Origin of the sequence: Marinobacter changyiensis (assembly GCF_009193265.1) — a bacterium.
In the GTDB taxonomy this organism is placed as follows: domain Bacteria; phylum Pseudomonadota; class Gammaproteobacteria; order Pseudomonadales; family Oleiphilaceae; genus Marinobacter; species Marinobacter changyiensis.
The window spans coordinates 43,168-65,407 of the sequence record NZ_VZZZ01000001.1 but is presented as its reverse complement, the minus strand read 5'-3'; the positions used below and the strand labels follow the sequence as shown (position 1 = coordinate 65,407).

General features: G+C 56.9%; 25 protein-coding genes. 12 read left to right on the top strand and 13 right to left on the bottom strand.

Annotation, left to right across the window (positions count from 1 at the left end; genetic code table 11):
• The first annotated feature begins 87 nt into the window (after window positions 1-87).
• From F6Y09_RS00340 to F6Y09_RS00325, 4 genes are all read left to right on the top strand, one after another.
• Complete coding sequence (locus tag F6Y09_RS00340) at window positions 88-1,635, top strand: cation:proton antiporter family protein (RefSeq protein WP_152204958.1); 1,548 nt, start codon at window positions 88-90, stop codon at window positions 1,633-1,635.
• 94 nt (window positions 1,636-1,729) lie between these two features.
• Complete coding sequence (locus F6Y09_RS00335) at window positions 1,730-2,803, top strand: alpha/beta fold hydrolase (protein WP_152204957.1); 1,074 nt, start codon at window positions 1,730-1,732, stop codon at window positions 2,801-2,803.
• A 129-nt stretch (window positions 2,804-2,932) separates the two neighbouring features.
• Window positions 2,933-3,502 (top strand): OsmC family protein, encoded by a 570-nt coding sequence (locus F6Y09_RS00330; RefSeq protein WP_152204956.1) that lies wholly within the window; start codon window positions 2,933-2,935, stop codon window positions 3,500-3,502.
• A gap of 74 nt (window positions 3,503-3,576) precedes the next feature.
• Window positions 3,577-3,864: a DUF6632 domain-containing protein gene (locus F6Y09_RS00325; protein WP_343031052.1), complete on the top strand. Its 288-nt coding sequence runs from the start codon at window positions 3,577-3,579 to the stop codon at window positions 3,862-3,864.
• A gap of 101 nt (window positions 3,865-3,965) precedes the next feature.
• Here F6Y09_RS00325 and F6Y09_RS00320 read toward each other — a convergent pair whose 3' ends face one another.
• Window positions 3,966-4,481: a hypothetical protein gene (locus F6Y09_RS00320; protein ID WP_152204955.1), complete on the bottom strand. Its 516-nt coding sequence runs from the start codon at window positions 4,479-4,481 to the stop codon at window positions 3,966-3,968.
• Between the two features lie 377 nt (window positions 4,482-4,858).
• Here F6Y09_RS00320 and F6Y09_RS00315 point away from each other — a divergent pair, with 377 nt between their 5' ends.
• The 3 genes from F6Y09_RS00315 to corA all read left to right on the top strand — a co-directional run bounded on the left by F6Y09_RS00315 (window position 4,859) and on the right by corA (window position 7,236).
• Entirely contained in the window at window positions 4,859-5,365 is a 507-nt protein-coding gene (locus tag F6Y09_RS00315) for a pyridoxamine 5'-phosphate oxidase family protein (protein ID WP_152204954.1), read from the top strand.
• 34 nt (window positions 5,366-5,399) lie between these two features.
• On the top strand, window positions 5,400-5,948 hold the full coding sequence (locus F6Y09_RS00310) for a PRC-barrel domain-containing protein (RefSeq protein WP_179959304.1): 549 nt from the start codon (window positions 5,400-5,402) through the stop codon (window positions 5,946-5,948).
• A 214-nt stretch (window positions 5,949-6,162) separates the two neighbouring features.
• Complete coding sequence (gene corA, locus F6Y09_RS00305; protein WP_152204952.1) at window positions 6,163-7,236, top strand: magnesium/cobalt transporter CorA; 1,074 nt, start codon at window positions 6,163-6,165, stop codon at window positions 7,234-7,236.
• A 77-nt stretch (window positions 7,237-7,313) separates the two neighbouring features.
• Here the strand turns inward: corA and F6Y09_RS00300 are convergent, their stop codons facing one another.
• Complete coding sequence (locus F6Y09_RS00300) at window positions 7,314-7,943, bottom strand: HPP family protein (RefSeq protein WP_152204951.1); 630 nt, start codon at window positions 7,941-7,943, stop codon at window positions 7,314-7,316.
• A 228-nt stretch (window positions 7,944-8,171) separates the two neighbouring features.
• Window positions 8,172-8,384 (bottom strand): penicillin-binding protein, encoded by a 213-nt coding sequence (locus F6Y09_RS00295; RefSeq protein WP_152204950.1) that lies wholly within the window; start codon window positions 8,382-8,384, stop codon window positions 8,172-8,174.
• 94 nt (window positions 8,385-8,478) lie between these two features.
• On the opposite strand from F6Y09_RS00295, the gene F6Y09_RS00290 reads away from it, so the two are divergent.
• The 3 genes from F6Y09_RS00290 to F6Y09_RS00280 all read left to right on the top strand — a co-directional run bounded on the left by F6Y09_RS00290 (window position 8,479) and on the right by F6Y09_RS00280 (window position 9,916).
• On the top strand, window positions 8,479-8,907 hold the full coding sequence (locus tag F6Y09_RS00290; protein ID WP_152204949.1) for a hypothetical protein: 429 nt from the start codon (window positions 8,479-8,481) through the stop codon (window positions 8,905-8,907).
• A 169-nt stretch (window positions 8,908-9,076) separates the two neighbouring features.
• Complete coding sequence (locus F6Y09_RS00285; RefSeq protein ID WP_152204948.1) at window positions 9,077-9,565, top strand: CBS domain-containing protein; 489 nt, start codon at window positions 9,077-9,079, stop codon at window positions 9,563-9,565.
• Window positions 9,566-9,706: 141 nt separating this feature from the next.
• Window positions 9,707-9,916 carry a hypothetical protein gene (locus tag F6Y09_RS00280; RefSeq protein ID WP_152204947.1) on the top strand — a complete coding sequence of 70 codons (210 nt, stop codon included), beginning with the start codon at window positions 9,707-9,709 and terminating at the stop codon, window positions 9,914-9,916.
• A gap of 29 nt (window positions 9,917-9,945) precedes the next feature.
• Here the strand turns inward: F6Y09_RS00280 and F6Y09_RS00275 are convergent, their stop codons facing one another.
• Both F6Y09_RS00275 and F6Y09_RS00270 read right to left on the bottom strand, forming a co-directional pair.
• Window positions 9,946-11,019 (bottom strand): class I SAM-dependent methyltransferase, encoded by a 1,074-nt coding sequence (locus F6Y09_RS00275; RefSeq protein ID WP_152204946.1) that lies wholly within the window; start codon window positions 11,017-11,019, stop codon window positions 9,946-9,948.
• Between the two features lie 111 nt (window positions 11,020-11,130).
• Window positions 11,131-12,162 (bottom strand): AraC family transcriptional regulator, encoded by a 1,032-nt coding sequence (locus tag F6Y09_RS00270; protein ID WP_152204945.1) that lies wholly within the window; start codon window positions 12,160-12,162, stop codon window positions 11,131-11,133.
• A gap of 223 nt (window positions 12,163-12,385) precedes the next feature.
• On the opposite strand from F6Y09_RS00270, the gene F6Y09_RS00265 reads away from it, so the two are divergent.
• On the top strand, window positions 12,386-13,030 hold the full coding sequence (locus F6Y09_RS00265) for a cation:proton antiporter domain-containing protein (protein WP_152204944.1): 645 nt from the start codon (window positions 12,386-12,388) through the stop codon (window positions 13,028-13,030).
• Window positions 13,031-13,442: 412 nt separating this feature from the next.
• Window positions 13,443-13,805: a DUF4399 domain-containing protein gene (locus F6Y09_RS00260; protein WP_246180322.1), complete on the top strand. Its 363-nt coding sequence runs from the start codon at window positions 13,443-13,445 to the stop codon at window positions 13,803-13,805.
• A 583-nt stretch (window positions 13,806-14,388) separates the two neighbouring features.
• On the opposite strand, the gene F6Y09_RS00255 is transcribed toward F6Y09_RS00260, so the two are convergent.
• The 8 genes from F6Y09_RS00255 to otnK form a co-directional block, all read right to left on the bottom strand.
• Window positions 14,389-15,300, bottom strand: coding sequence for an NAD(P)-dependent oxidoreductase (locus F6Y09_RS00255; protein ID WP_152204942.1), 912 nt, complete (start codon window positions 15,298-15,300; stop codon window positions 14,389-14,391).
• A 16-nt stretch (window positions 15,301-15,316) separates the two neighbouring features.
• A complete protein-coding gene (locus tag F6Y09_RS00250; RefSeq protein ID WP_152204941.1) occupies window positions 15,317-16,597 on the bottom strand; it encodes a TRAP transporter large permease in 1,281 nt (426 codons plus the stop codon).
• Window positions 16,594-17,220, bottom strand: coding sequence for a TRAP transporter small permease (locus F6Y09_RS00245; protein ID WP_152204940.1), 627 nt, complete (start codon window positions 17,218-17,220; stop codon window positions 16,594-16,596). The genes F6Y09_RS00250 and F6Y09_RS00245 overlap by 4 nt, the downstream gene beginning before the upstream one ends.
• A 137-nt stretch (window positions 17,221-17,357) precedes the next feature.
• A complete protein-coding gene (locus F6Y09_RS00240) occupies window positions 17,358-18,362 on the bottom strand; it encodes a TRAP transporter substrate-binding protein (RefSeq protein WP_152204939.1) in 1,005 nt (334 codons plus the stop codon).
• A 71-nt stretch (window positions 18,363-18,433) separates the two neighbouring features.
• On the bottom strand, window positions 18,434-19,414 hold the full coding sequence (gene denD, locus F6Y09_RS00235) for a D-erythronate dehydrogenase (RefSeq protein WP_152204938.1): 981 nt from the start codon (window positions 19,412-19,414) through the stop codon (window positions 18,434-18,436).
• A 54-nt stretch (window positions 19,415-19,468) separates the two neighbouring features.
• Window positions 19,469-20,278 (bottom strand): 2-oxo-tetronate isomerase, encoded by an 810-nt coding sequence (otnI, locus tag F6Y09_RS00230; protein ID WP_152204937.1) that lies wholly within the window; start codon window positions 20,276-20,278, stop codon window positions 19,469-19,471.
• A gap of 35 nt (window positions 20,279-20,313) precedes the next feature.
• A complete protein-coding gene (otnC, locus tag F6Y09_RS00225; protein WP_152204936.1) occupies window positions 20,314-20,961 on the bottom strand; it encodes a 3-oxo-tetronate 4-phosphate decarboxylase in 648 nt (215 codons plus the stop codon).
• A complete protein-coding gene (otnK, locus tag F6Y09_RS00220; RefSeq protein ID WP_152204935.1) occupies window positions 20,958-22,238 on the bottom strand; it encodes a 3-oxo-tetronate kinase in 1,281 nt (426 codons plus the stop codon). Before otnK ends, otnC begins: the two co-directional genes overlap by 4 nt.
• Window positions 22,239-22,240: the final 2 nt, after the last annotated feature.

Genomic DNA, 22,240 nt, shown 5'->3' with positions numbered 1-22,240 from the left:
CGAATGCCATCTTCAGCGACTACAAGGGCACGACAAAACAGGGTAGCCTACAATCCACTGTGCCCTTTATGTCTGAGCCGATGCCCCATGCCTGAAGCGATATGGATTTCCTTTGCCTTTGGTCTCGGCCTGTTGGTCAAGACTGTCGGGCTGCCTCCCCTGATGGGCTATCTGGCCGCCGGCTTTGTGCTCAGCGGGCTTTCCGCCGCCACTGAGATCAACATTGAGGCTACCGATGCCCTCAACCATATCGCCCATCTCGGTGTGTTGCTGCTGCTTTTTACCGTTGGTCTGAAGCTCAAGCTGCGCTCCATTGTGAGTCCCGAAGTCATCGGCGGCAGCCTGCTTCACTTCGCAATTACCTGCGCCGTCTTTGCCCCGGGCATTTACCTGCTCATGGAAGTCTCCTGGAAGACGGCCTTGTTGCTGGCCATCGCTCTCTCGTTTTCCTCCACGGTGCTGGCCGCCAAGGTACTGGAATCAAAACGGGAGCTGCGCGCCTTCCATGGCCGCGTCGCCATCGGCATTCTCATCATGCAGGATCTGATTGCTCTGGTGGTGATGAGCCTGGCCGCCGGGCAGACGCCGTCCGGGTGGGCGCTGATTGTCTTCGGCCTGCCGTTATTGCGCCCCTTGCTGTTTCGTCTCCTGGATGCCAGTGGTCACGATGAACTGCTGGTGCTGCTCGGCCTGCTGTTGGCACTGGTGCTGGGCGGCGCCGGATTTGAGGCCGTCGGCCTGAGCTCGGAGCTGGGGGCGCTGGTGTTCGGTGCCATGCTGGCCAATCACCCCCGGGCCCAGGAACTCGCCAAGTCCCTGTGGAGCGTAAAGGAGATGTTCCTGGTGGGCTTTTTCCTGCAGATCGGCATTGGCGGGCTTCCGGACAGCCAGGCCCTTGTCTTTGCCGCCGTGGCGAGCCTGGTTCTGCCCCTGAAGGGCGTGCTGTTTTTCCTCCTGCTGATCGTCTTCCGGTTGAGGGCCAGGAGCAGCTTCCTCAGCTCCCTGGCACTGACCAACTACAGTGAGTTCGGGCTGATTGTTGCCAGCGTCGCGTTGCCCGAATGGCTGGTGCCATTGGCCATTTCCGTATCTATCTCGTTCCTGATCTCCGCTCCGTTGAATCGCCTGTCCCATAACGTTTACGAGCGCTTCGGGCTCGGTCTGAGCCGGTTCGAGGGCAAAAAGCACCACCCTGATGAGCAGCCCATGTCACTGGGCGATACCCGGATTCTGATCATGGGGATGGGCCGCACAGGTACAGCTGCCTACGACTGGCTAAAGGACGAGGAGCCGAAATTGATGGGTCTCGACTCGGACCCGGCTAAAGTTGAAAAACACCATAAGAATGGTCGCAACGTGATGTTCGCCGATGCTGAGGATGCCTCTTTCTGGGGAGGCCTGCATATGCCGGCCGTCGAAGCCGTAATCCTGGCCATGGGGGATATTGAAGGCAAGGTGATCGCTACTCGTACCCTTCGCAACATGGGGTTCGGCGGCTACATCGTGGCGCACACGATGTATGAAGATGAAGCCCGCCAGATCCGGGAGGCCGGCGCCGATGACGCCTACCTCACCATGAGCGAAACCGGCGTCGCGCTGGCCAGTCATCTGCTGGAGAGAACCGCGTCGGATTAGCCCTCGGGTTTATCAGACACAGCACTCAGGTCTGCTAGACTGCTTAAGGCGCGACCTACATGACACAGTCTGACCCAGCGCGCGACGGTGACCTATGAGACAGCGAATCAGTTTTTGCTCCACATCGGATGGTGTACGCATTGCGTACGCTGTTGCAGGTAGTGGCCCTCCACTCATACGCGTCGGGGGTTGGCTGACTCATGTGGAGCGGGACTGGGGTAGTCCTGTGTGGCAACATTGGTTGCGTGAATTAACCCATGGCCACACGCTCGCTCGCTTTGACATTCGTGGTAGCGGTTTGTCCGATCATGATGTTGCGGACCAGAACCTGGAGGCCTGGATCAGGGATCTCGAGGCGGTTGCCGACAGCCTGGGATGGAAGCGCTTTTCGTTGATCGGGCTATGCCAGGGCGGCCCCATCGCTTTGCTTTACGCTTTCCGTCATCCTCAGCGGGTAAGCAGGCTGGTGCTCTACAACGCCTATACCAACGGGGCGTTCACTCCTGGCTCCAGCGAACGGAATAAGGAAGAGGCCGAGGCACTGGCGAGCATGATAAAAATTGGCTGGGGACGCAAAACGGGTGCCTTTCGCGAGCTATTTGCCCGCCGCTTGTCTCCCGGCCATGACGTGAAGCAGATTGACTGGTGGGACGAACTCCAACGAACGACTGCCTCACCCGAGAATGCCGTCCGACTGTGGCGCGGCTTTCACGAGATTGACATCCGTAACGTGCTCCCACATATCCATACCCCGACCCTGGTTGCCCATGTTGAAAACGATGCCATGGTGCCCTTCGAGCTGGGGCGCAGCCTGGCATCCCAACTGCCTGATGCGCATTTTTTACCGCTGAAGGGAGCCAGCCACATACTGCAGCTTGAAGACAGCGCCTGGCCAGTGTTCATTGGTGAACTGCGTCGCTTTCTTGCCGACGTTCCGACGCTACCGGGTAGCGGGACTGCGCCTTGGGTTGGCGAGTTGACGAGTCGCCAGCGGGTGGTGCTCAACCTGGTGGCGCGGGGACAGTCGAATACCGAAATCGCCCAGGCTCTGTCTATTGCGACAAAAACCGTACGCAATCATGTCAGTGCCATATGCGGCAGCCTCGATATCCAGACCCGTGCACAACTGATCGTGCAGGCACGGGAGAGGGGTTTCGGCGCGGAATGATCTCCATCCGGGACCTTTGTCCCGTATAACCGCAATACTTTCCATCCAGCCGGGACAATTGCCTCATGCCCTGGGCTCCTGTTGTGACGTAGTTTGAAGTCGTAAGCTTCAAACAACAGGAGTCAGATCATGACAACAACTACCAAGAACATCGACCCAAGATTGGTTCCAACCCGCCAGCAGCCGTTACAGCAACGTTATCGTAAAGATCCTGATGCCGCATGGATCCGGGATGAAGCCCGGGCGGTTATGGCAGCCGGTACCGACCCCTTTCACGGCGAGATCGAGCCGGCGAACAACGCAGGAGAGTGCTGGCGTTTCGGGATTCATCGGGCGGTCGGGGGCGATCACGATGGCCCGAATCCGGGAGATCTGCTCGCTGCAGCACTGGCCGCATGTCTGCACTCGACCACTCGCATGATCGCGCAGTGGCTCGATATCGAGCTCGCTGATATCGAGGTGGCCGTCGGGGCGGAATGCGATGTGCGGGGTGCTCTCATGGTGGATTCTTCCGTGCCGGTAGGTTTTCAGCGCATGGATTGCACTGTGTCGCTGCAGCTCTCTACGCCAACCGATGAAAACAGGCTAAAAGCCCTGATGAAGCAAGCGGAAGCCTGCTGTGTGGTCATGCAGACCATCCGGGCAGGGACCGACGTGAAGACACTCTGGCACGTTGAACAGGAAACACCTCCTGAATGACGAACTAAAGCTCAAGTATCTGAAAGTAGCTCTTGTGATATTCGGCATCTTTTTTCATCGCAGGAGTCTACCTGATGATGATGTGGGCATGGACGCCCAGACAACCCGAATACGAACAGATGATTATGGGGATTTACGCCACTCTGGGCATTTTCCTCATTCGGGCTGCGAAAGCCCCATTAGCCAATGCCAGCCTGATATGGTTCACGATCTGGTCGAGCATTGTTCATGGCTGGATTATGTTCGCGCAAGCAGTCGTTGACGAAACGGAACGGGCAAACCTGGTAGGGGATGTACCTGCTCTGTTTCTCGTAGCGATTATCCTATGGTATCTCATGCCGAAAGGAACTCCGCCTCGGTGAGAGGCAACAGAAAAACCGGAACATTCATTAGCCAGCGGCCAAAAAAATAAAGCTTCGGATTCGCTGGCCCGTGGTGGGCCAACGTCCGAACCTGACCTTGCTCAGAAATTGTAACCCATACCGACGCTGTAATAGATAATTCCGTCGTCATAGTTGTCTTCTATGTCGTCGGAGCTGTCAAACAGGAACTGATACTGCACCAGACCCTGAATGAAGGTCTTATCCAGAACGTAGTATTTCAGGCCAGCTTCAGGACCCCCGGAGAAGGTTTCATCGGTGCGATCGCCATAACTATAGCCCAGATTGGCGCCGATAAAGGGACGTAAGTCGCCTCTGCCGAAGTGATAGTCGTAAAAGCCCACAGTCGAACCATCCACATCGGTACTTCCACTCTCAGGGTCGGAGATGCTGAGGGACTGACGCAGACCGAACTGGCTCTTGCTGCTTATGTATTTGCCAAAGCTGGCAACGAAAGAAAAAGCGTTGTTATCAAAATCCTTGTCGCTTTGACCCTGCCCACTGATGGTGATTTCCCGGTCACCATTGGTTGCCCCGGCAAACACCAGTGCGGGAGCAAGGGCTGTTACTACAATAGTGGCTTTCAAGAGTTTATACATTATTAGTTTCCTCATGCGAGTAAAAGGTTCGACAAACGCTCGCAGCGCTGCGTCCTACTAAGGTTATGCAGAAGACATGCCACCATAGGAATTGGCAGGAAATATTTGGAAAATGATGTGAAGTAACCAGTTAACTATCGTATTTAAAGCAATTTCTCATTGTGTCGGCAGGGTTATCAGGTTACTTCTGGTTGACTGAATCAGTAAAACCTACCGAATTTGCGGTAAGTTTTACCGATTGGCACTACGACAAAGATGAGCGGCTTCAGGCCTGCTTTTCTGGTCTGTCTTCTTGGTAAACGCTTGAAAGAGAGACGGGATAGCCTCAGTGAATGCAGGGTGCCATATCAGAGTTTAATGCAACAAGGAGAGAACGGATGTCTGTACCGGAACATAAGGAAAAAGTCTGGAAGCTGATCAAGCCCATCAAGGCGGGCATGTTGACTACATTGCACGGCCGCGAGCTCCGCTCACGACCCATGTATCTGGTTCAGGATGAGTACGACGGTACACTGTGGTTTTTCAGTGACCTGGATTCTGAAAAGGTATTTGAGCTCGAGGCGGACAACGACGTCTGCGTGTCCTTCAGCGACCCTCATGATCACACCTATGTATCGCTGACCGGGGTAGGGCATGTGAGCCGTGACAGGAGCCTGATTGATAAATTCTGGAATCCGTTTGTGTCGTCCTGGTTTCCCGAGGGCAAAGACGCCCCCAACGTGGGCCTGCTGGAAATCAAAGTCCATAAAGGCGAGTTCTGGAACAGTGACACCAGCAAGATGGTGAAGTTCTTCGAAATAGCGAAAGCCAAAGTGCAGGATGAAAGCCCGAACCTGGGTGAGCACGAGAAGTTCGGCCCCAGTAAGCAGATGGGCTGCTGGTAGGAAATCAACCCAAAGCAAGGAAAAGGAAGACACTATGCGTACTCAACTGATTCGGAAATTGAGCGTACCCCTGTTGGCAGGCAGTATGGCGTTAAGCTTTTCTGCAGCCGCGACTGAAGGCTTGTATTCGGTCGATGCACTCCTGGATGCCGATGTCTATGATGTTGACGGCGAGGTAATTGGTGAAGTAGAGGACATCCTGTTAAGCGACGATATGTCGATTCATTCCCTGATCATCGAAACGGGTGCGGTACTGGGAATGGGTGGTCGCGAGGTGGTAGCCGAGCGTGGAACCTTTACCGTCAGGGTCGAAGAGCAGGAGGGCAATGAAGCCTTTGACGATATTGACTACGAAGTGCATATGGAAACCACTCAGGACGGAGTAAAGGCGTTTCCGGAATATAATGAAGGGTGGTGGAACCAGACCAGGGAAAGCCTGAGCCAGGCCTGGGAGAACACGAAAGATATCAGCGGAAGTGCCTGGGAAAACACCAAGGAAGCAACTTCCTCGGCGTGGCACAATATACGAGAAGGTGCCGAGAAAATGGGGGACAAGGCCAAAGAAGCTACTGGCAACAATTAAGAGCCTCTGAACACTGTTTGTGCACGAGCCTTGGGGCAGATGCACAGACAGTCCCCGTCAGTCAGAAATTAATGGATGCTGATTACTATCTTTTTGCCCGCTACCGCAGGGCTGAACTCAATCCCGTTGCCGGGGTTGAGTTCATATGCTTTCCAATGTCCGCAGCTCGGCTATGCTTCTCCTGAAAGCTTCACAGAGGCTCGGAGAAAGATGTATGGCCTACTTTAACAAACACTATCACAGCCCCGGCACGGAACCCGGAACTCTGGTGACCTCCCGGAAACCGGTAGCGCCGGTTTCGATACAGTTGATCGATTACACGGAGTCCTCGGTTGAGGAGCACCGCCTCGCGTCAACGATGGATTGCCAGCCATTCCTGGCCCGGGAGTCCAAAACCTGGATTCAGGTGAACGGGCATATCGACCCGGAAACACTTCGAAATTTTGGTGAAATATTCGATCTCCACGACCTGGCGCTGGAGGACATCGTCAACAGTGGCCAGCGCCCCAAAATCGAACTTTACGACGACCAGATTTTCATCATCGCTGCGCTACCTGTTTACGACGGTCAGAACCTGGAGTTGGTGCAGGTCAGCCTGTTTATTGGAAAGAGCCATCTGATCTGTTTTTGCCCTCTGGCGGAAGACCCTTTTGACCCGGTGCGCAAGCGCATGCGACAACCCGGCAACCGCCGCTTCGCCAACCGCGGTATCGATTACCTGCTTTATGCCCTGCTGGATTTCATTATTGACGCCGGTTTTCCGGTATTGGAGCAATTCGGAGACCAGCTTGAAAGCCTTGAGGAAGAGTTGCTGGAGCGCCCGAGCCAGAAAATGCTGTCGTCATTGCATGAGATGAAACGGGAACTACTGACCCTGCGCCGGTTGCTCTGGCCCCAGCGGGAACTGATCACGACGCTGATGCGAGGCGAGGACGAATTGATTCAGGCGGGCACGCTGGTGTATTTCCGGGACTGTTACGACCACAGCATTCAGATAATCGAACTACTGGAAAGCTTCCGGGACATGGCCACCAGTATGCTTGATATCTATCTTTCCAGTATCAGCCAGCGTACCAATGAGACCATGAGAGTGCTGACGATTATCGCGACCATCTTCATTCCACTGACGTTTGTGGTAGGTGTCTACGGCATGAATTTTAACCACCCGGACAGCCCCTGGTCGATGCCGGAACTGCGTTGGTATTACGGTTACCCGATGGTCTGGGGCATCATGATCATCACGGTTCTGGGGTTGTTAGGGTTCTTCAGACGTCGGCACTGGATATAGCCGTCGCGCACTTCTAAACCGGGACAAGATCAGCCATTACCTCCAGTATCTTGAAGCATGAGGCACTGAAGCGAGTTTTATCCCTGGGGCGCTTGCTTCGCGGAACCAGCGACAGTGGCCCGGGTCGACCACAGGGGGTAAGGTATACCGGCCAGCCGGTTCATGAAGAATGCCTGCATCAGCAGAATCAGCACACCCCCCATCAGGACGGAAAGTTGCACCGGGTTGGTCATAAGGCCCAGGGAAACAATAAGCGCCGTGGCTCCTGCGGGAGGATGCACCACGTTAAACGCCACCATCAGGCAGCTTGTGAGCCCCATGGCTATTGCGGCGGCGCCTACCCGGCTGAGATCCACTCCGGTCAGGAAAGCAGAGGGAGCGTCTTGCAGTCCAAACAGGTAAAGACCAACCAGTCCCATCAAGGCACCGATAAAATGTCCCCACAGAACATTTCGAGGTGAGGCCGGTTGCGCAAGAGGTACATGGAAAAGGATAAAAGCAGTGGCTCCCAGCGAAGGGAAGATAAATGGCTCCTGCGTAATCAGGGCCAGCATGGCGACCAATGCGATACTTACACCGCTGTTGACGAGGTTGAATACAGCCATCACGAGCTTTGGGCTGTATCGTGACATCAAGCGCTCGAGATGAAACGCCCGCAGCACACCGCTGACCAGTTGCCAGCGCAGCTTTTCGTTTCTAAGTCCCATGAAACGCCTTTGCACCCAAAAAGAGCGTAACGGTATGCGACTCCCTGACATTTATCAAACCGTAAACTTAGATGAGGGCTATCGGTGGGTGCCAAAGTTCCGGATACGATAGTGTCGTCGGAAAAACCCGGACAAGCTCACTCAGGTCCGTAAAGAATACCCAACGGCCCTGAGTCTCTTGCTTGCCTTACTTGAGCGTAGCGCGCGGGATGACTTTCTGGTGTGCCCTTAGTAACAGGAGTTCGGTGAAGAACTCGGGTTGATTTCCCCGGCCACCTCTTCGGGGTCAATCCCGTGGCTTGTTAGAACCTCCCGCACAAAATTTACCTGAGCCAGAATTCTGTCAGCATCGTCGCCGTATTCAAACCGGTTGATCTCCATTGCGTGGGGCATGAAGGTGAAGGCGGTTTTCAGGGCCTTGAGGGTGTCTTCATCGATCATTGGTATCTGCCTTGCTTGGGTCGTGTCATTGGGGCTCCAGTCTGGTCTGCTAGAGTGTTTGAACGCCGAGATTTCAAAGTACAGGAGAGCCGTAATGGCATCACCCACCGAAACCCCCCGTAACTTGTCTGCAAGCTCCTGGACTACGTTTCTCGCGCACCTGTTTCTCATTCTCGTGGCCTGGACCCTCTTTATCAAATACTTGTTCCCGATCGCCTATGCGCTGGCCCGCGGTGAGGCGTGGGCAACCTATATCTACTGGGACCTGTGGCCGGTTGCTCACGTCTGGCTGGCTTGGGCGTTACTGGCTCGCCCGAGGTATACGCGTATGCTGGCAATCGGCATGTCGGTGGTTGAAATCCTGATCATCATCACTCTGTTCACCCGCTTTCTGGTTGACCCGGAGTGGTCCATATGGCGCACCAACTGGTTTGTGAACAAGGTGTTTGTGCTGGCTTCGTTTTTCCTGGTGTTGGGTACGGCTCTGTTCCGGCCGGGAATGTTGAAAGCGCGTTCGGGATGAGCTTATTCATGTGACGCTCCTCGCCGGATTACATGCTTGCCTCTCCCGAGGGGCACTTCCATACCATCGCACTCTGCGTGCCAGGAGCGATTGCTTTGACTTGCGTCATGGACATTCAACAAGTCTGAGCACACATTTGAAAGCTACCCTCAGGACGGAGGACATCCAAGTGAACGTCAATGAAATTATGGTTACCGAAGTGGCGAGCTGTTCCCCCCAAACGACTTTGCAAGACATCGCCATGCTGATGTGGAATAACGACTGTGGTGCCATTCCGCTGGTTGACGACCAAGAGCATCCAGTCGCCATTATCACCGACCGGGACATCTCCATGGGCGCTGCGCTTCAACACAAACCATTGTGGGAACTTCGCGGCGAGGACATTTCCAGCGACCGGGAACTCTATTGCTGCAATCCGGACGACAGCATTCAAACAGCGCTCCAGTTGATGGAGGCGCACGAAGTGCGGCGCCTTCCCGTGGTCAATCAATACAACCAGCTTTGCGGTATGGTGAGTTTGGGGGATATCGTCTCCTTCACGGTTACCGAAAGCGACAAGAAACCCGGAGGTAAAAAGATTTCCTCAAAAGAGACAATCGAATTCCTTCGGCACATCAGTGCGCATCACTCTCTCCACAAGGCCACTGTGGCCATGTAGGGGCCAATTTCAGACTGCCGTCGACTGCCTGTTAGAGCGGCGGCTGCGCTGTATTCGGGAAAACCGAGCCGGGTTTTTTTGGGGCTTGCCAAACGCCAGGCAGCCCCCATTATTAGTTTACTAATACCGGGAGGGTTCGTTATGGCAGACAAAGAAAACACACATCAACCCGCTGACCAGGCGCCGGAACGTCTTGACCGAAAATTTTCCGTGTCTTCAAATCGGGGCAAGGGTAGCCATAAACTCCGGTATATTGAAACGGGCGGCGCTGCGGTGGATACGGAAGACTGCGCTCTTTGTCAGTCAGTTCCGAAGCTTTCCAAAGACCGGGAAAAAGAAGCCCCGGAATAGTTGATAGTCCGGGGCCTTGATTGCAAGCGTCAGGGGCGCGCTTCCAGTACGATATTGAACGGCGTTTCTGCGGCCTTGCGGACCGCTCGGAACCCTCCTTCTTTGATAACTTCCGTCAGTTTGCGCTCACCAGCCTGGGCGCCAAGCGCGAAGCCGGTCTGTTGCGCCAGTGCTGTAGGCACGCAAATACTGGTTGAAGCCGCGTAGAACAACCGCCCAACCGGGTTGAAATTATCGCTGAGCTCATCGCCGGCCATGGGTTCGACCACCATCCAGGTGCCATCCGGCTTGAGTTTCTCCAGGATGTGCGCAGCTGTTCCAACCGGGTCCCCCATATCGTGCAGGGCGTCAAAACAGGTCGCCAGATCAAAATCCCCCTCCTCGAAATCGCTCGCCGTCGCCTGTTCGAAGCGCACCCGGCGGGAATCCAGGCCGTGCTCGTCACGGTGGGCGTTGGCAGCATCAATGGATGCTCCGTGGAAGTCGTACCCGATAAACGTCGAGTTCGGAAACGCCGCCGCCATCAGCAGCGTGGAATGGCCATGGCCGCAGCCAAGATCGGCCACTCTTGCTCCGCGTTCGAGTTTCTCGACCACGCCATCCAGCGCCGGTAGCCAACTCTGTACCAGGTTATGGATGTAGCCGGGACGAAAGAACTTGGCAACAGCGCAGAACATGCAGTGAGCCTGGTCACCCCAGGCAACACCCTCGCCCGTCCGAAAACCCTCGCTCACCCTGGGCTCGTTTGCAAAGGTGGTGTAGGCATTCTCGAAGCCTCCGATCATGTAGACCGGGCTGTCTTCGTCAGCGAAAACCATGGCCTGTTCCGGGGGCAGCCGGAAGCGTTTGGTGGACCGGTCATAGTCCAGGTAGTTTGAGGCCGCGTGGTGGGCCAGCCATTCACGGAGGTACCGTTCGGAATAGCCGGTTCGCTCGGCAAGTTCGGACGAGGTTGCAGGCCCTCCACTCTGCAGCTCCTTGTACAGGCCGAGGCGATCGCCAAGTTTCACCAATGCCGCACTGTAGGCGCCGCCAAGGTCACCAAGAACTTGCCCCACAAAGGCATTGAGCTTGTTTTCATCGAAAGCTTGTAATGCTTCCATGATTTTTCTCCCGGTAATAGTTGAGGTATGACGTTGTCGCAGCGGACGTCACTATCATGGGGGGATCAGCCATACGGCTGAATGATCGTTCGTCCGGAGTGTATGACTGAATTACCGAACCTCTTGAACCGCCCGCTCACGACGCCACACTGCGGGGGGCTGGCCGACGGCACGCTTGAAGGATCGGCTGAAGGCTTCTTCCGATTCATAACCGACTTCACGGGCGATGGTGACCATCTTGGCGTTGCTTTCCACCAACAGGTTGGAGGCAACCTGCATGCGCCAGCATCGCAGATACTGCATGGGGGGCTGCCCGACCAGTTCGACAAACCGGTCCTGCAGTGCGGAGCGTGAGAGGCCAGCATGGCTAGAGAGTTTTTCCAGCGTCCAGGCTTCCGCCGGCTGGCTGTGCATCAGGCTGAGAACCCGGCCAACATGTCGATCACGCAACGCGGCCAGCCAACCAGTCTGACTTTTTGACATAGTGCTGAGATGGAGCCGGATGAGATCAACGAACATCATTTCGCTCATCCGTTCGAGGACGGCTTCACCACCGGGTCGACCGGTGCGGGACTCGGTTTCTGCGAGCCTGGCGAGCTGACCGGCCCAGCTGTCTACTGATAATTCGCTGGCGCGGGCATGAATGACCCGAGGCAGTGCGGAAAGCAAGGGATTGAACGGGCCGCGATCACAACCCAGAAAACCGCACAGCAATGTGGCGCTAGGCGGATTTGATACGGTTTCGGGGCAAGGTATTGCAGGCTGGATGTGCCGATCGTCTTGCTGACGAACCATGAACGGTAAGCCTTCGCGCTTTTTCAGGTTTGCCATCAGAAATGGAAGATCAGGCGCTGCACGCAACCCCGGAACGCTGGACATCACGTGGGGATCGCCGTGGGGAAAGAGGATGACATCCCCTGCATTCATTTGAAATTGTGGCTCCCCTGTTATGCCCGCCCAACAGGTTCCGCCCAGTACGATATGATATTCCATCATGTGCTCGGACGCCGGCATGACGGCACTGGAAATCAGCGCGGAGGCAGGCGCCTCGGTAACCCAGGCCCCGACACATTCGACATTGAAAAACAGCGCTCCGCGCAGACGAATATAACGAAGTAGTCCGGAAAGCACATCCTCGCTCATGATTGTTGCCCTGGTCGTTGGCTTTTGCCCAGATCCGCAACCGAATTTCTGATCAAAATTTATTCAATCATAAACGGAGAAGGAAAGCGCCTTAAGTTTCCTCAGGTCAATTTGTTGAGGAACGTGACGTTCTAAGCTGTGTTAAAAACGGTTATACAGTGACTTCGTAACGCACAGGATTGAGATATCCGGATGATCAAGCATTGTCGTTTTCGGGCTGAGCATGGCGGTTCTCGGCTGGGTGATTGGCAGTGATGCCCAACTGGCTTTGTTGCATGCCCTTTGGGAGATGGGTGGCACGATACTGATAGGGGTCGCCGTTGGCCTGCCCGTAGCATGGCTGACTGGTCGCCTCAAGAGGGGAGAGCCCACTCAGGTGGAAGCAATTGCGATCATACTATTATTGGCCGGGCTCTCCTCGTTGCTGGGCGTGTCTGCACTGCTGGCGTCCATGATTGCCGGAAGCCTGGTTGCCAATCTGTCCCACCACCATAGCCGGTCATTCCGGGAGATCGAGCATATTGAGGGGCCATTCCTGGTGTTCTTCTTTGTGCTTTCCGGGGCAAGCGTTGATCTGTACAAGGTGGATGATGCAATACTGCTGACTCTCGCCTATGTCTTTCTACGGTTGGCCGGCCGGGTATCAGGAGGCTATCTTGCAGTGAGGTTCAGTCCCGCAGGGCACGAGGCGCTGCCCCGGAATATCGGCCTGGCGCTGACACCCCAGGCAGGTGTGGCGATCGGTATGGCGTTGCTGGAGGCGGAACGGTTTCCGGAATTCCGCGGTTCTATTCTTCCGGTGGTGGTTGCTTCTACCATTTTTTTTGAGCTGATCGGACCGGTGCTTGTCAGACGGGTACTGCGTTGAAAAACTGGCGGACGCAGCGTTGGAGCCGACACTCTTCAGTCAGTGAATTGCCTCACGCGTACCGCACATCTACCGCAATACTGTGTAGTTTTTCATCTTCCTCTTTTTGTTACTTTGGGGTGTGTGTGACCGAATCGGGGCCAGCCGCAGCCATTCGCGGAGCGGGCTCTTCCCGATCCAAAAACAGCACAAGGAGGAATTCGCCATGCGTGCTCCATTAAAGGTCTTGCTGATCAGTGTCTTGTTTACCACCGGCATTCTGCTGCAAGGATGTTCCGATAACGGTGAGGAAGAAGAACCGGTGTCGGAGAATCAGACGACCCCGGATGAACAAACGACCATGGGTGAGCAGGCGGCTCCGGAGGAACAGGCAACCACGGAGGAGAGAGAAGGAGTAACTGAAACTACGTCCATGGAGCGCAAGAGCGCACCGGCAGACGCCGAAGTTACCATACTAAGCCCAGAGGATGGCGCCTCTGTCACCAGTCCGGTGACTGTGGAATTCGGCCTGGAAGGTATGGAAGTTGCCGAGGCGGGCAGTGACCAGGAGAATACCGGGCACCACCATCTTTTAGTTGATCTGGATGAGCTGCCACCCATGGATGCACCCTTGCCGTCTACGGATCAGATTGTTCATTTTGGCGGTGGCCAGACCAGTACCGAGCTGGAACTGGAGCCCGGTGAACATACGCTGCAGTTGATAATGGGCGATTCCGGGCACGTGCCCCACGAGCCTCCGGTTATGTCGGAAAAGATCACTGTTACGGTGGAATGATCCTAATGACAGGCCTGTAGCGGGCTGGTCCAGCCGAATTGTGATGGAAACTCGGGATCTTCAGATTTACTTTTGGGGCTTGCCAAACTTCAGGCAACCCTCATCATTAGTTTACTGATACCGAGAGGGTTCGTAATGGCAGGCTCAAAAAACGCGCATCAATCTGCAGATCAGGCGCCGGAACGTTTTGACCAGAAATTTCCTGTGTCCTCAAATCGGGGCAGGGGCTGTCATAGCTCCGTTATGTTGAAACGGGTGCTGCAGTCGATACGGAAGACTGCACTCTTTGTCAGTCCCGGAGCTTTCCAATGGCGAGGGAAATGGTAAGTCGCGGAGTAGTTGATAGTCTGAGACTTTGAGTTCTTCCTGGTCTTTTAAATGAAGTCGAGCTCGTGATTGGTTTAGATCATGGATCGATTCGACTGCCGTCGTCGGGCCCGATGATCGCAGCCGGCAGTTCAGGCTTGTCATGGCCTCGATCCATGCGGACTGGCATCAATTTTGAAGGCCCCATATTTGGTGGCAAGGCTGGCGGTTGACATCTAGACACCTACTAGCCAGCCCAATATCGCCGCATCCCAGCTCACTGGTCGCGCGCCAACAAATCAATCAATTCCGGCACAATGGCATTGCCATGGCCCTGTTCATTGGCTTGCCGATAAAGCTGGCCGACGCTGTCTGAGACCCGGTGGGAAGCGCCCAACTCATCCACCATCTGGGCGTAATAGTCCAGATCCTTGAGGGCATTGGCCAGGGAGAAGCGAAACCCCGAGGGGTCGTTCGCCAGCATAAAGGGTTTTAGCCGCTCAAACGCCGCACCACCGCCGCCGCCATTGCCTAACACTTCTGCCAGCGCTGCAGCATCAATGCCGGCCCGCCGACCGGCCGCCGCCGCCTCGGCCAGTACCGCACAGAAGCTCAGGGATACGTAGTTGTGCAGTAGTTTGACCTGATGCCCCATGCCGACCGGCCCGACATGGGTGATGTGTTCGGCGAAGGCCTGTAACAGCGGTTTCACTTCGGCAAAAAGCTCATCCGCCGCGCCGACGATCAGGTTGAGCCTACCCTCTTCGGCCTCCTTGGGTGTGCGCGTCATGGCCGCATCGAGAAAACGTACGCCCTGTGCTGTTACCCGCTCTTCGATCTGCCGGGTTGAGCTGGGTATGGCGGTGGAGCAGTCAATGATCAGGGCCCCGGCGCTGACTCCCACCATGACACCCTCGGGCTCGAACAGGACGGCTTCGACCTGGGGGCTGCCGGTGACACAGAGAATCACCACCTCTGACCGGGCCGCGACCGCCGCGGCACTGCTGAGAGAAACCGCGCCCTGGGCCAGGAGATCAGCAACCGGCTGGTTGCCGACGTGGTCCAGGAAACAGAGCTCGTGGCCATGAGCCATCAGGTTCTTGGCAATGCCGTGGCCCATCAGGCCGACCCCGATCAGACCGATCTTGCGGCTAGCGTCTGGAGACCGTGTTTCTGTTGCAACGCCCATGGCGAAAGTCCTCCCCTTAGGGGCCGTAGAGTAAATCGACCAGGCCCATGGAGATCCAGGGCATGTAGGTAATGGCGATCAGGCACGCGAGCACCACCAGCACAAAGCGCATGAGCCAGGGTAGCAACTGATCGATCGAGAGCTTGGCCACGGCACAGGCGGCAAACAGGTTGACCCCCAGGGGTGGGGTGAACATGCCCAAGGCCAGGTTGACCACTACAATCAGCCCGAAATGCACCGGATCGATACCATAGTAGATGGCAATGGGCGTGAAGATCGGCGCCAGCACCAGGATGGCCGCGGAGGTCTCGACGAACATGCCGACGATCAACAGCATGACGTTCACCGCCAGCAGGAACGAAACCGGACTATCGAACACCTCGGTGACCCAGGCGGCCACCTCCCGCGGTAAGCCGGAGCGGGTGATGAGGAAGCTGAACAACGCCGCGGCGGCAATGATCAGCATGACCGCAGCCGTGGAGATGACGCTGGCGCGAAAGATAGGCCAGAGGTCAGCCAGGCTCAGTTCCCGGTAGATCAGCCCCCCGACGATGAGGGCGTAGACCACGGCAACCGCCGAGGCCTCAGTCGGAGTGAAGACTCCGCCATAGATGCCGCCAATCACCACCACCGGCATCAGCAGGGCACCCCACGCGCGCCTGAAAGCTACCAGGAAGGAGGAACGGTCTTCGTGATCCCGCAGCCCGTAGCCACGCAGTTTGCAAAACACATACAGAAATAGTAGTAGCGCGCCGCCGATCAGCAGGCCCGGACCGATGCCGGCAATAAAGAGCTTGCCGATGGACGTATCCGTGCTGACCCCATAGAGAATCAGCGGTATCGAGGGCGGAATCAGAACCCCGAGTTCAGCCGAAGAGGCCTGGATTGACGCTGCCAGGGGCCGCGGGTAGCCGTGCTTGACCATCGCCGGAATCAGGATCGAGCCGATGGCGAAGGTCGTGGCGATGCTGGATCCGGAAACCGCGGCGAACATCATGCAGGTCAGCACACAGGTCATTGCCAGACCACCCTGAAGCCCGCCGACAATCGACTTGGCCAGGTCAACCAGGCGCCCGGAAATGCCACCATCGGCCATCAGGTTGCCCGCAAGGATAAAGAACGGAATCGCCATCAACGGGAAGTTGTCGATCCCGACGAACATTTGCTGGGGCACCAGTAATAACGGCATATTGGTAAAAAACTCGATGCCGATGATGGACGCCAGTACGATCGAAATAGCGATCGGGACCCCGAGCGCGAAGAACAGGATCAATCCCAATCCAATGGCCGCATTCATTGGCGTGTTCCTTTTTCAAATTGGGCCGAGTTCCGGTTGGCGCTGCAGCCATCCCTCGGTTCTGCAGTTGACGAGCGCTCCATGTCGGCGTGCCGCTCCCGAGCCGCCTGCTCCTCGGGGAGCTCACTGTTGTCGGGGCCAATGCGCTCACAGCCGGTTGCCTGGGCCAGTAGCCGTCCGACCACTGCCACGAGCGCAAACATGGCGCCGACCGGCATAGCTGCGTAAGCCCAGGCGATCGAGACGCCAAGTCCTGACAGCATCTGGGTCTTGACCCTGAAGCCCATGGCCGTGCCATAGTACAACAGCACCAGCAGTACAATGGCGCAGCACACTGCAATCAAGGCTTCAAGCCAGATCAGGCGGCGTGCAGGCAATAACCGGTAGATGACCTCGACGGACATCATGAAGCCCCCGCGGAAACCGGCGGCAGCCCCGAGAAATACGCACCAGATCATCGCCGATCGGGAGATGACTTCGGACCAGGTCGACGGTTGGTCCAGCAGAAATCGGGTCAGTACCTGGTAGAAACCGAGGGTAACCGAGATGACAAGCATGACCACCGCGGCAATCAGCGCGATCTTCGTGGTCAGCCTTTCAAAGCGTAAAAAGAGTTCAACCATCGTGGTCACCGTCAGATCACAATCAAAACACAGCAAGCCCCGGGTGTTGTGATGCAAGCAACGCATCACAACACCGGATGTGTGGACAGGGGTGCCTGATCCTTATCAGGCGCCCCTGTCCTGGTGCGGTCCTGTATTCAGCAACTGCTGGCACGAATCCGCTTCAACATCTCGTTCCCGTACTGGTCGGTGTACACTTTATAGGCTGGCTCAACCGCTTTCTGGAACGGCGCTTTATCCACATCAGTGGTTACCGTCATGCCTTCTCCCCGCAGAAGGGCAACGCCGTCTTTTTCAAGCCGGGTTACTTCATCGCGGGTAGCTTCGGCTGAGGCATCAGCCGCTTGCTGGAACCAAGACCGCTGCTCTTCATTGAGGCCTTCAAGCAGAACCGGTGAGCCCAGAACGATGGCCGGCGAATAAACATGACCGGTCAGAGTCAGGTAGTCCTGCACTTCCCAGAACTTGGTGGCTACAATGACCGTGATGGGGTTTTCCTGACCATCGACGGTGCCTTGTTGCAGCGCCGTAAATACCTCGGGGAAGGCCATTGGCGTCGGGTGTACACCCATCTGCTCGAAGGCGGCCATGTGGACTTTGTTTTCCATAGTGCGGACTTTCAGGCCTTTGGCATCCTCGGGGCTATTGATCTGAAGCTTACTGTTGGTCATGTGGCGGAAGCCATTTTCCGACCAGGCCAGACCAACCAGATTGTGGTCCCCCATCTTGGCCAGCAGGTCTTGGCCAATTTCACTGTCCAGCACGCAGCGCGCCTCTTCGTAGTCCGCAAACAGGAACGGCAGATCGAGCACATAACTCTCAGGCACGAAATTGCCAAGAGGCCCGGACGAGGTGATGACGACGTCCACAGTGCCGATCTGTAGGCCCTCGATCATGGCGCGTTCGCCACCGAGGGAGCCGGAGGGGTGCTCCGCAACTTTGAATTCACCGTCGCTGAGCCGCTCAAGCGTTTCCTTGAAAGCATCAGCACCGACAGAGTAGTGGGAACTGTCCGACAGCGTATGTCCGAGGTTGACGGTCTGTTCCGCCTGCAGGCCCATGGCCGCGAAGGTCAGAGTGGCAGCAGACAGCCCTGCAATGGCAGTGGTTAGCTTACGGCGAGCAGATATTATTGTTTTCATGGGTTTGCCTCTTCTTGGTTTCACGCTTGGGGTACCCCTCGACCGGCGGCCGAGGGGCTCAGGAGCGTTCGTTAAGGCGAGCGCTCATTAAGGAAAGCATCGACGATATCTGAAAAACTGGTATCACCGGAAAAACCCAGGTCCCGGGCACGGCGCGCATCGAATGCTGCAGGCCAACTGGAAACAATCGCGGTGATTCGGGGATCCGGTTCATGGCGGACCAGTGCAAGTGCCTGGTCTCCGCCATGCTCCCGTAGGTTTTCGAGCATGCCGGCGACACTGACGGTAATCCCGGGCAGCATGACGCTGCGGGACAGCCCGAAGTCTGCCCCCGGCACTTCGGCGCCATGAATCAGTGCGTCGATGACCCGACCCGGTGACATCACAAACAGGTTCAGGTCCGTTGGCACCGGACAAATAGCCTCCTCCCCGTTAAAGGGTTCCCGCAGGATACTGGAGGCAAAACTGGACGCTGCAGCATTGGGCCGGCCCGGACGGATAACGATAGTGGGCAGGCGCAGCACCCGGCCATCAATCAGGCCACGGCGGCTGTAATCATTGATCATCAGCTCGCACATGGCCTTCTGGGTACCATAGGAACTTTGGGGCGTCAGGGCCGTCATGTCGTCCAGCACTGGCGGCAGAGCGCCGCCATAAACCGCAACCGAGCTGGCCATGATCAGCCGGGTCGTTGACAGCTTCCGGCTACGGCATCCTTCCACCAACGCACAGGTGGCACCGAAATTGACGGACCACCCGAGATCAAGGTCCGCCTCGGCGGCGGAGCTGACCACAGCGGCAAGGTGGAAAATCACATCTGGACGGCTATCGAGGATGGCATCAAGACTGCCAGGGACGGAGATATCCACAGCATGGGTGTGGATCTTGGGAGCGTTCGATTCAGGTCCACTGGAGTCCGGCACGCTTGCAGTAACCTGATCAACTAGCGTCAGGCGAGTCAGGGCCTTGCCGGCCAACTCATCGCGGGCCATCAAAGCCTGGATCAGGCGTTGGCCCAGAAAGCCAGCGGCGCCGGTTATCAGAATATGCATGATCAAATCCTTGTTATTGCTGTGGTCAATCTAGTTCGAGATTCTCTGGGTTCGCTACCTTGCAAGCACCTGGCCGGTTAACCCGTAGGCTTGCCCCCAACTCAGTCCCGCTGCCGTGGCGCCGGCTGGCCGGTACTCACAACCAACCCAGCCCTCGTAACCCAGCGCCTCCAGGCGATCGAGAACAGCCGGGTAATTCACCTCACCCCGATCCGGTTCGTGGCGTTCGGGCACACCGGCGATCTGGACGTGACCAATATTGGCAAACTGGGTTTCAAGGTTGCGGATCAGGTCGCCCTCGACAATCTGGCAGTGGTAAAGATCAAACTGCACTCGCAGATTTTTCGCCCCCACCTGTTCCAGGACAGCCCGGGCCTGGGCCTGGGTGTTAAGTAAAAATCGGGGCATGTCACGGGGATTGATTGGCTCCACCAGCAGGGTTTTACCTTTTTTCGAGAACTCTGATGCCGCATAACGCAGGTTGCTGATATAGGTTTCCCAATACGCCGCACGGGTTGTCTCGTCGGCATTCTCCGGCAGCAAGCCCGCCATGGCATGTACCCTCGGACAGTCCAGCGCCTCGGCATAGTGCAGGGCCTCGGCAACAGAATCCCGGAATTCAGCTTCCCGGCCGGGCAGGCTTGTCAGCCCTCGCTCACCCGCATCCCAGTCCCCCGGTGGCAGATTGAACAGCACCTGGCTCAGGCCCGGCGAATCCAGAGCTGCCCTCAAATCCTCGGTGCTGTAGGCATAAGGAAACAGGTATTCGACCCCCTGGAAACCGGTCGCCGCCGCGGCCGCAAATCGGTCGAGGAAGTCGTGCTCAGTGAACAACATGCTCAGGTTGGCGGCCAGTCGGATCACATCAGGGTCCTCATCGGTATCAAGCCCATGGGTAGTCAGTCACGAGGGAAACGTGCCTCCAGATCAGCAATTTGCTGTGCGCTGAGAACCCGGGGGTTCTGGCCTCGAAGCAGCAGGAACAGTTTCGCGGTTTCCTCCAGTTCCTCGGTGGCATAAACCGCCGCTTCCAAGGTCTTACCCGCCACCACTGGTCCGTGATTGGCCAGCAACACCGCACTGTGTTTGCCTGCCAGCCCTTGGACCGCACCCGCCAGCGCCGGATCGCCGGGTATGTGATAAGGCACCAGGGGCAGCTTGCCGACCCGCATGACGTAATAGGCGGTCAGCGGGGGTATGCAGTCGCAGGGATCGGTCTCCGGCAAGCAGGACACTGCCACCGAATGGGTGGAGTGCAAGTGGACAATCGCTCCGGACTGGGGACGCTCGTCATACATCGCCATGTGCAGAAAACTTTCTTTGGTGGGAGCATCGCCGTCCACCAGGTTGCCATTGGCATCCAGCCGCGCCAGCTTTGCCGGATCCAGTCGTCCCATGCAGGCATTGGTGGGCGTCATCAGCCAGCCTCCATCTTCCAGTCGCACGCTGATGTTGCCACTGGAACCCATGGTCAAGCCGCGATCGAAAAGCGACTGGCCGTACACCACGACCTGCTCCCGGAGGCGATTGATGTCATGGCAGCTCATTGGAGCACCTCAAAGGCCCGGGTGAAGAAATTTTCTGCGCCAAAATTGCCAGATTTCAGAGCCAGTGACAGAGGCTTATCCCGGCCGTCGATCTGCGCCTGGGTCCAGGGAACACCAGGATCAATCTGGCTACCGATTCGAAGGGCCTTGATGCCCAAAGCGGACACCACGGCACCGGAGGTTTCTCCTCCCGCCAGAATCAACCGACCAACGCCTTCGTTCACTAAAGTCTTGGCCAGGTTGGCGAGGGCCGCCTCAACCAGGTCACCAGATGCCGTAACACCGAGCCGCTCCTGGGCTTGCTGGACCCTGTCCGCTGCGGCAGATGCATAAACAATCAGCGGAACACCGCGGCCAACTCTATCCCGTGCGAAGTTCAACGCTTCGTGATAATGGGCGTCGCTGGCCGCCAGTGCCAGTGGGTCGAGGGCGAAACCCTCGTAGTGTTTGAGAAAGTCAGCGATCTGGACCAGCGTTGCCCGTGAACAACTGCCGGAGAGCACCAGTGCGCCACCGCTGGCTGGCTCGAGTTGACCGGCATCAGCGGTATGGCTGAACCAGCCTCGCCCACGATATTCCGCGGGCAGGGCCTGCCCCAATCCGGAACCACCGGTAACCAATGGGAAATCCACAACGGCCCCGGCGATGGCCTGGAGGTCGTCTTCATCCAGGCTGTCGCAGATGACGTGGCGCAGGCCTTTGTCATTGGCCTGATCGAGGTGGGCCCGCGCGGCAGTGGCACCCCCCTTAAGAACGGAATGGTTCAACAGGCCCACGGGCCACTTGCTCTGCTGCGACAGAACCCTCACCAGATCGGCGTCAGTCATTGGGTTCAGCGGATGCTGCTCCATGCCGCTGTCATTGAGCAGCCGGTCGCCCACAAACAGATGGCCTTGATAGACGGTGCGCCCGTTAACCGGGAATGCTGGCACCATGACCGTCTGGCTGGCGCCGAGGGATTCGAGCAGGGCGTCCGCCACAGGGCCGATATTGCCTCGTGGGGTAGAATCGAAGGTGGAACAGTATTTGAAGAAAATCTGCCGGGCACCCTGTGCTTTCAGCCAGTTCAGGGCGTCCAGTGACTGGGAAACCGCCTGGCTGGCCGTACAGGAGCGTGACTTCAGCGCGACAACCACCGCATCCACGTCATCAAGCTGCAGTGGGGTGGCAGGCACGCCGATTACCTGAAGCGTGCGCATGCCCTCCCGGACCAGGTTATTGGCCAGGTCGGTGGCCCCGGTAAAATCGTCGGCAATAGCGCCCAGTACAATCTTCATAG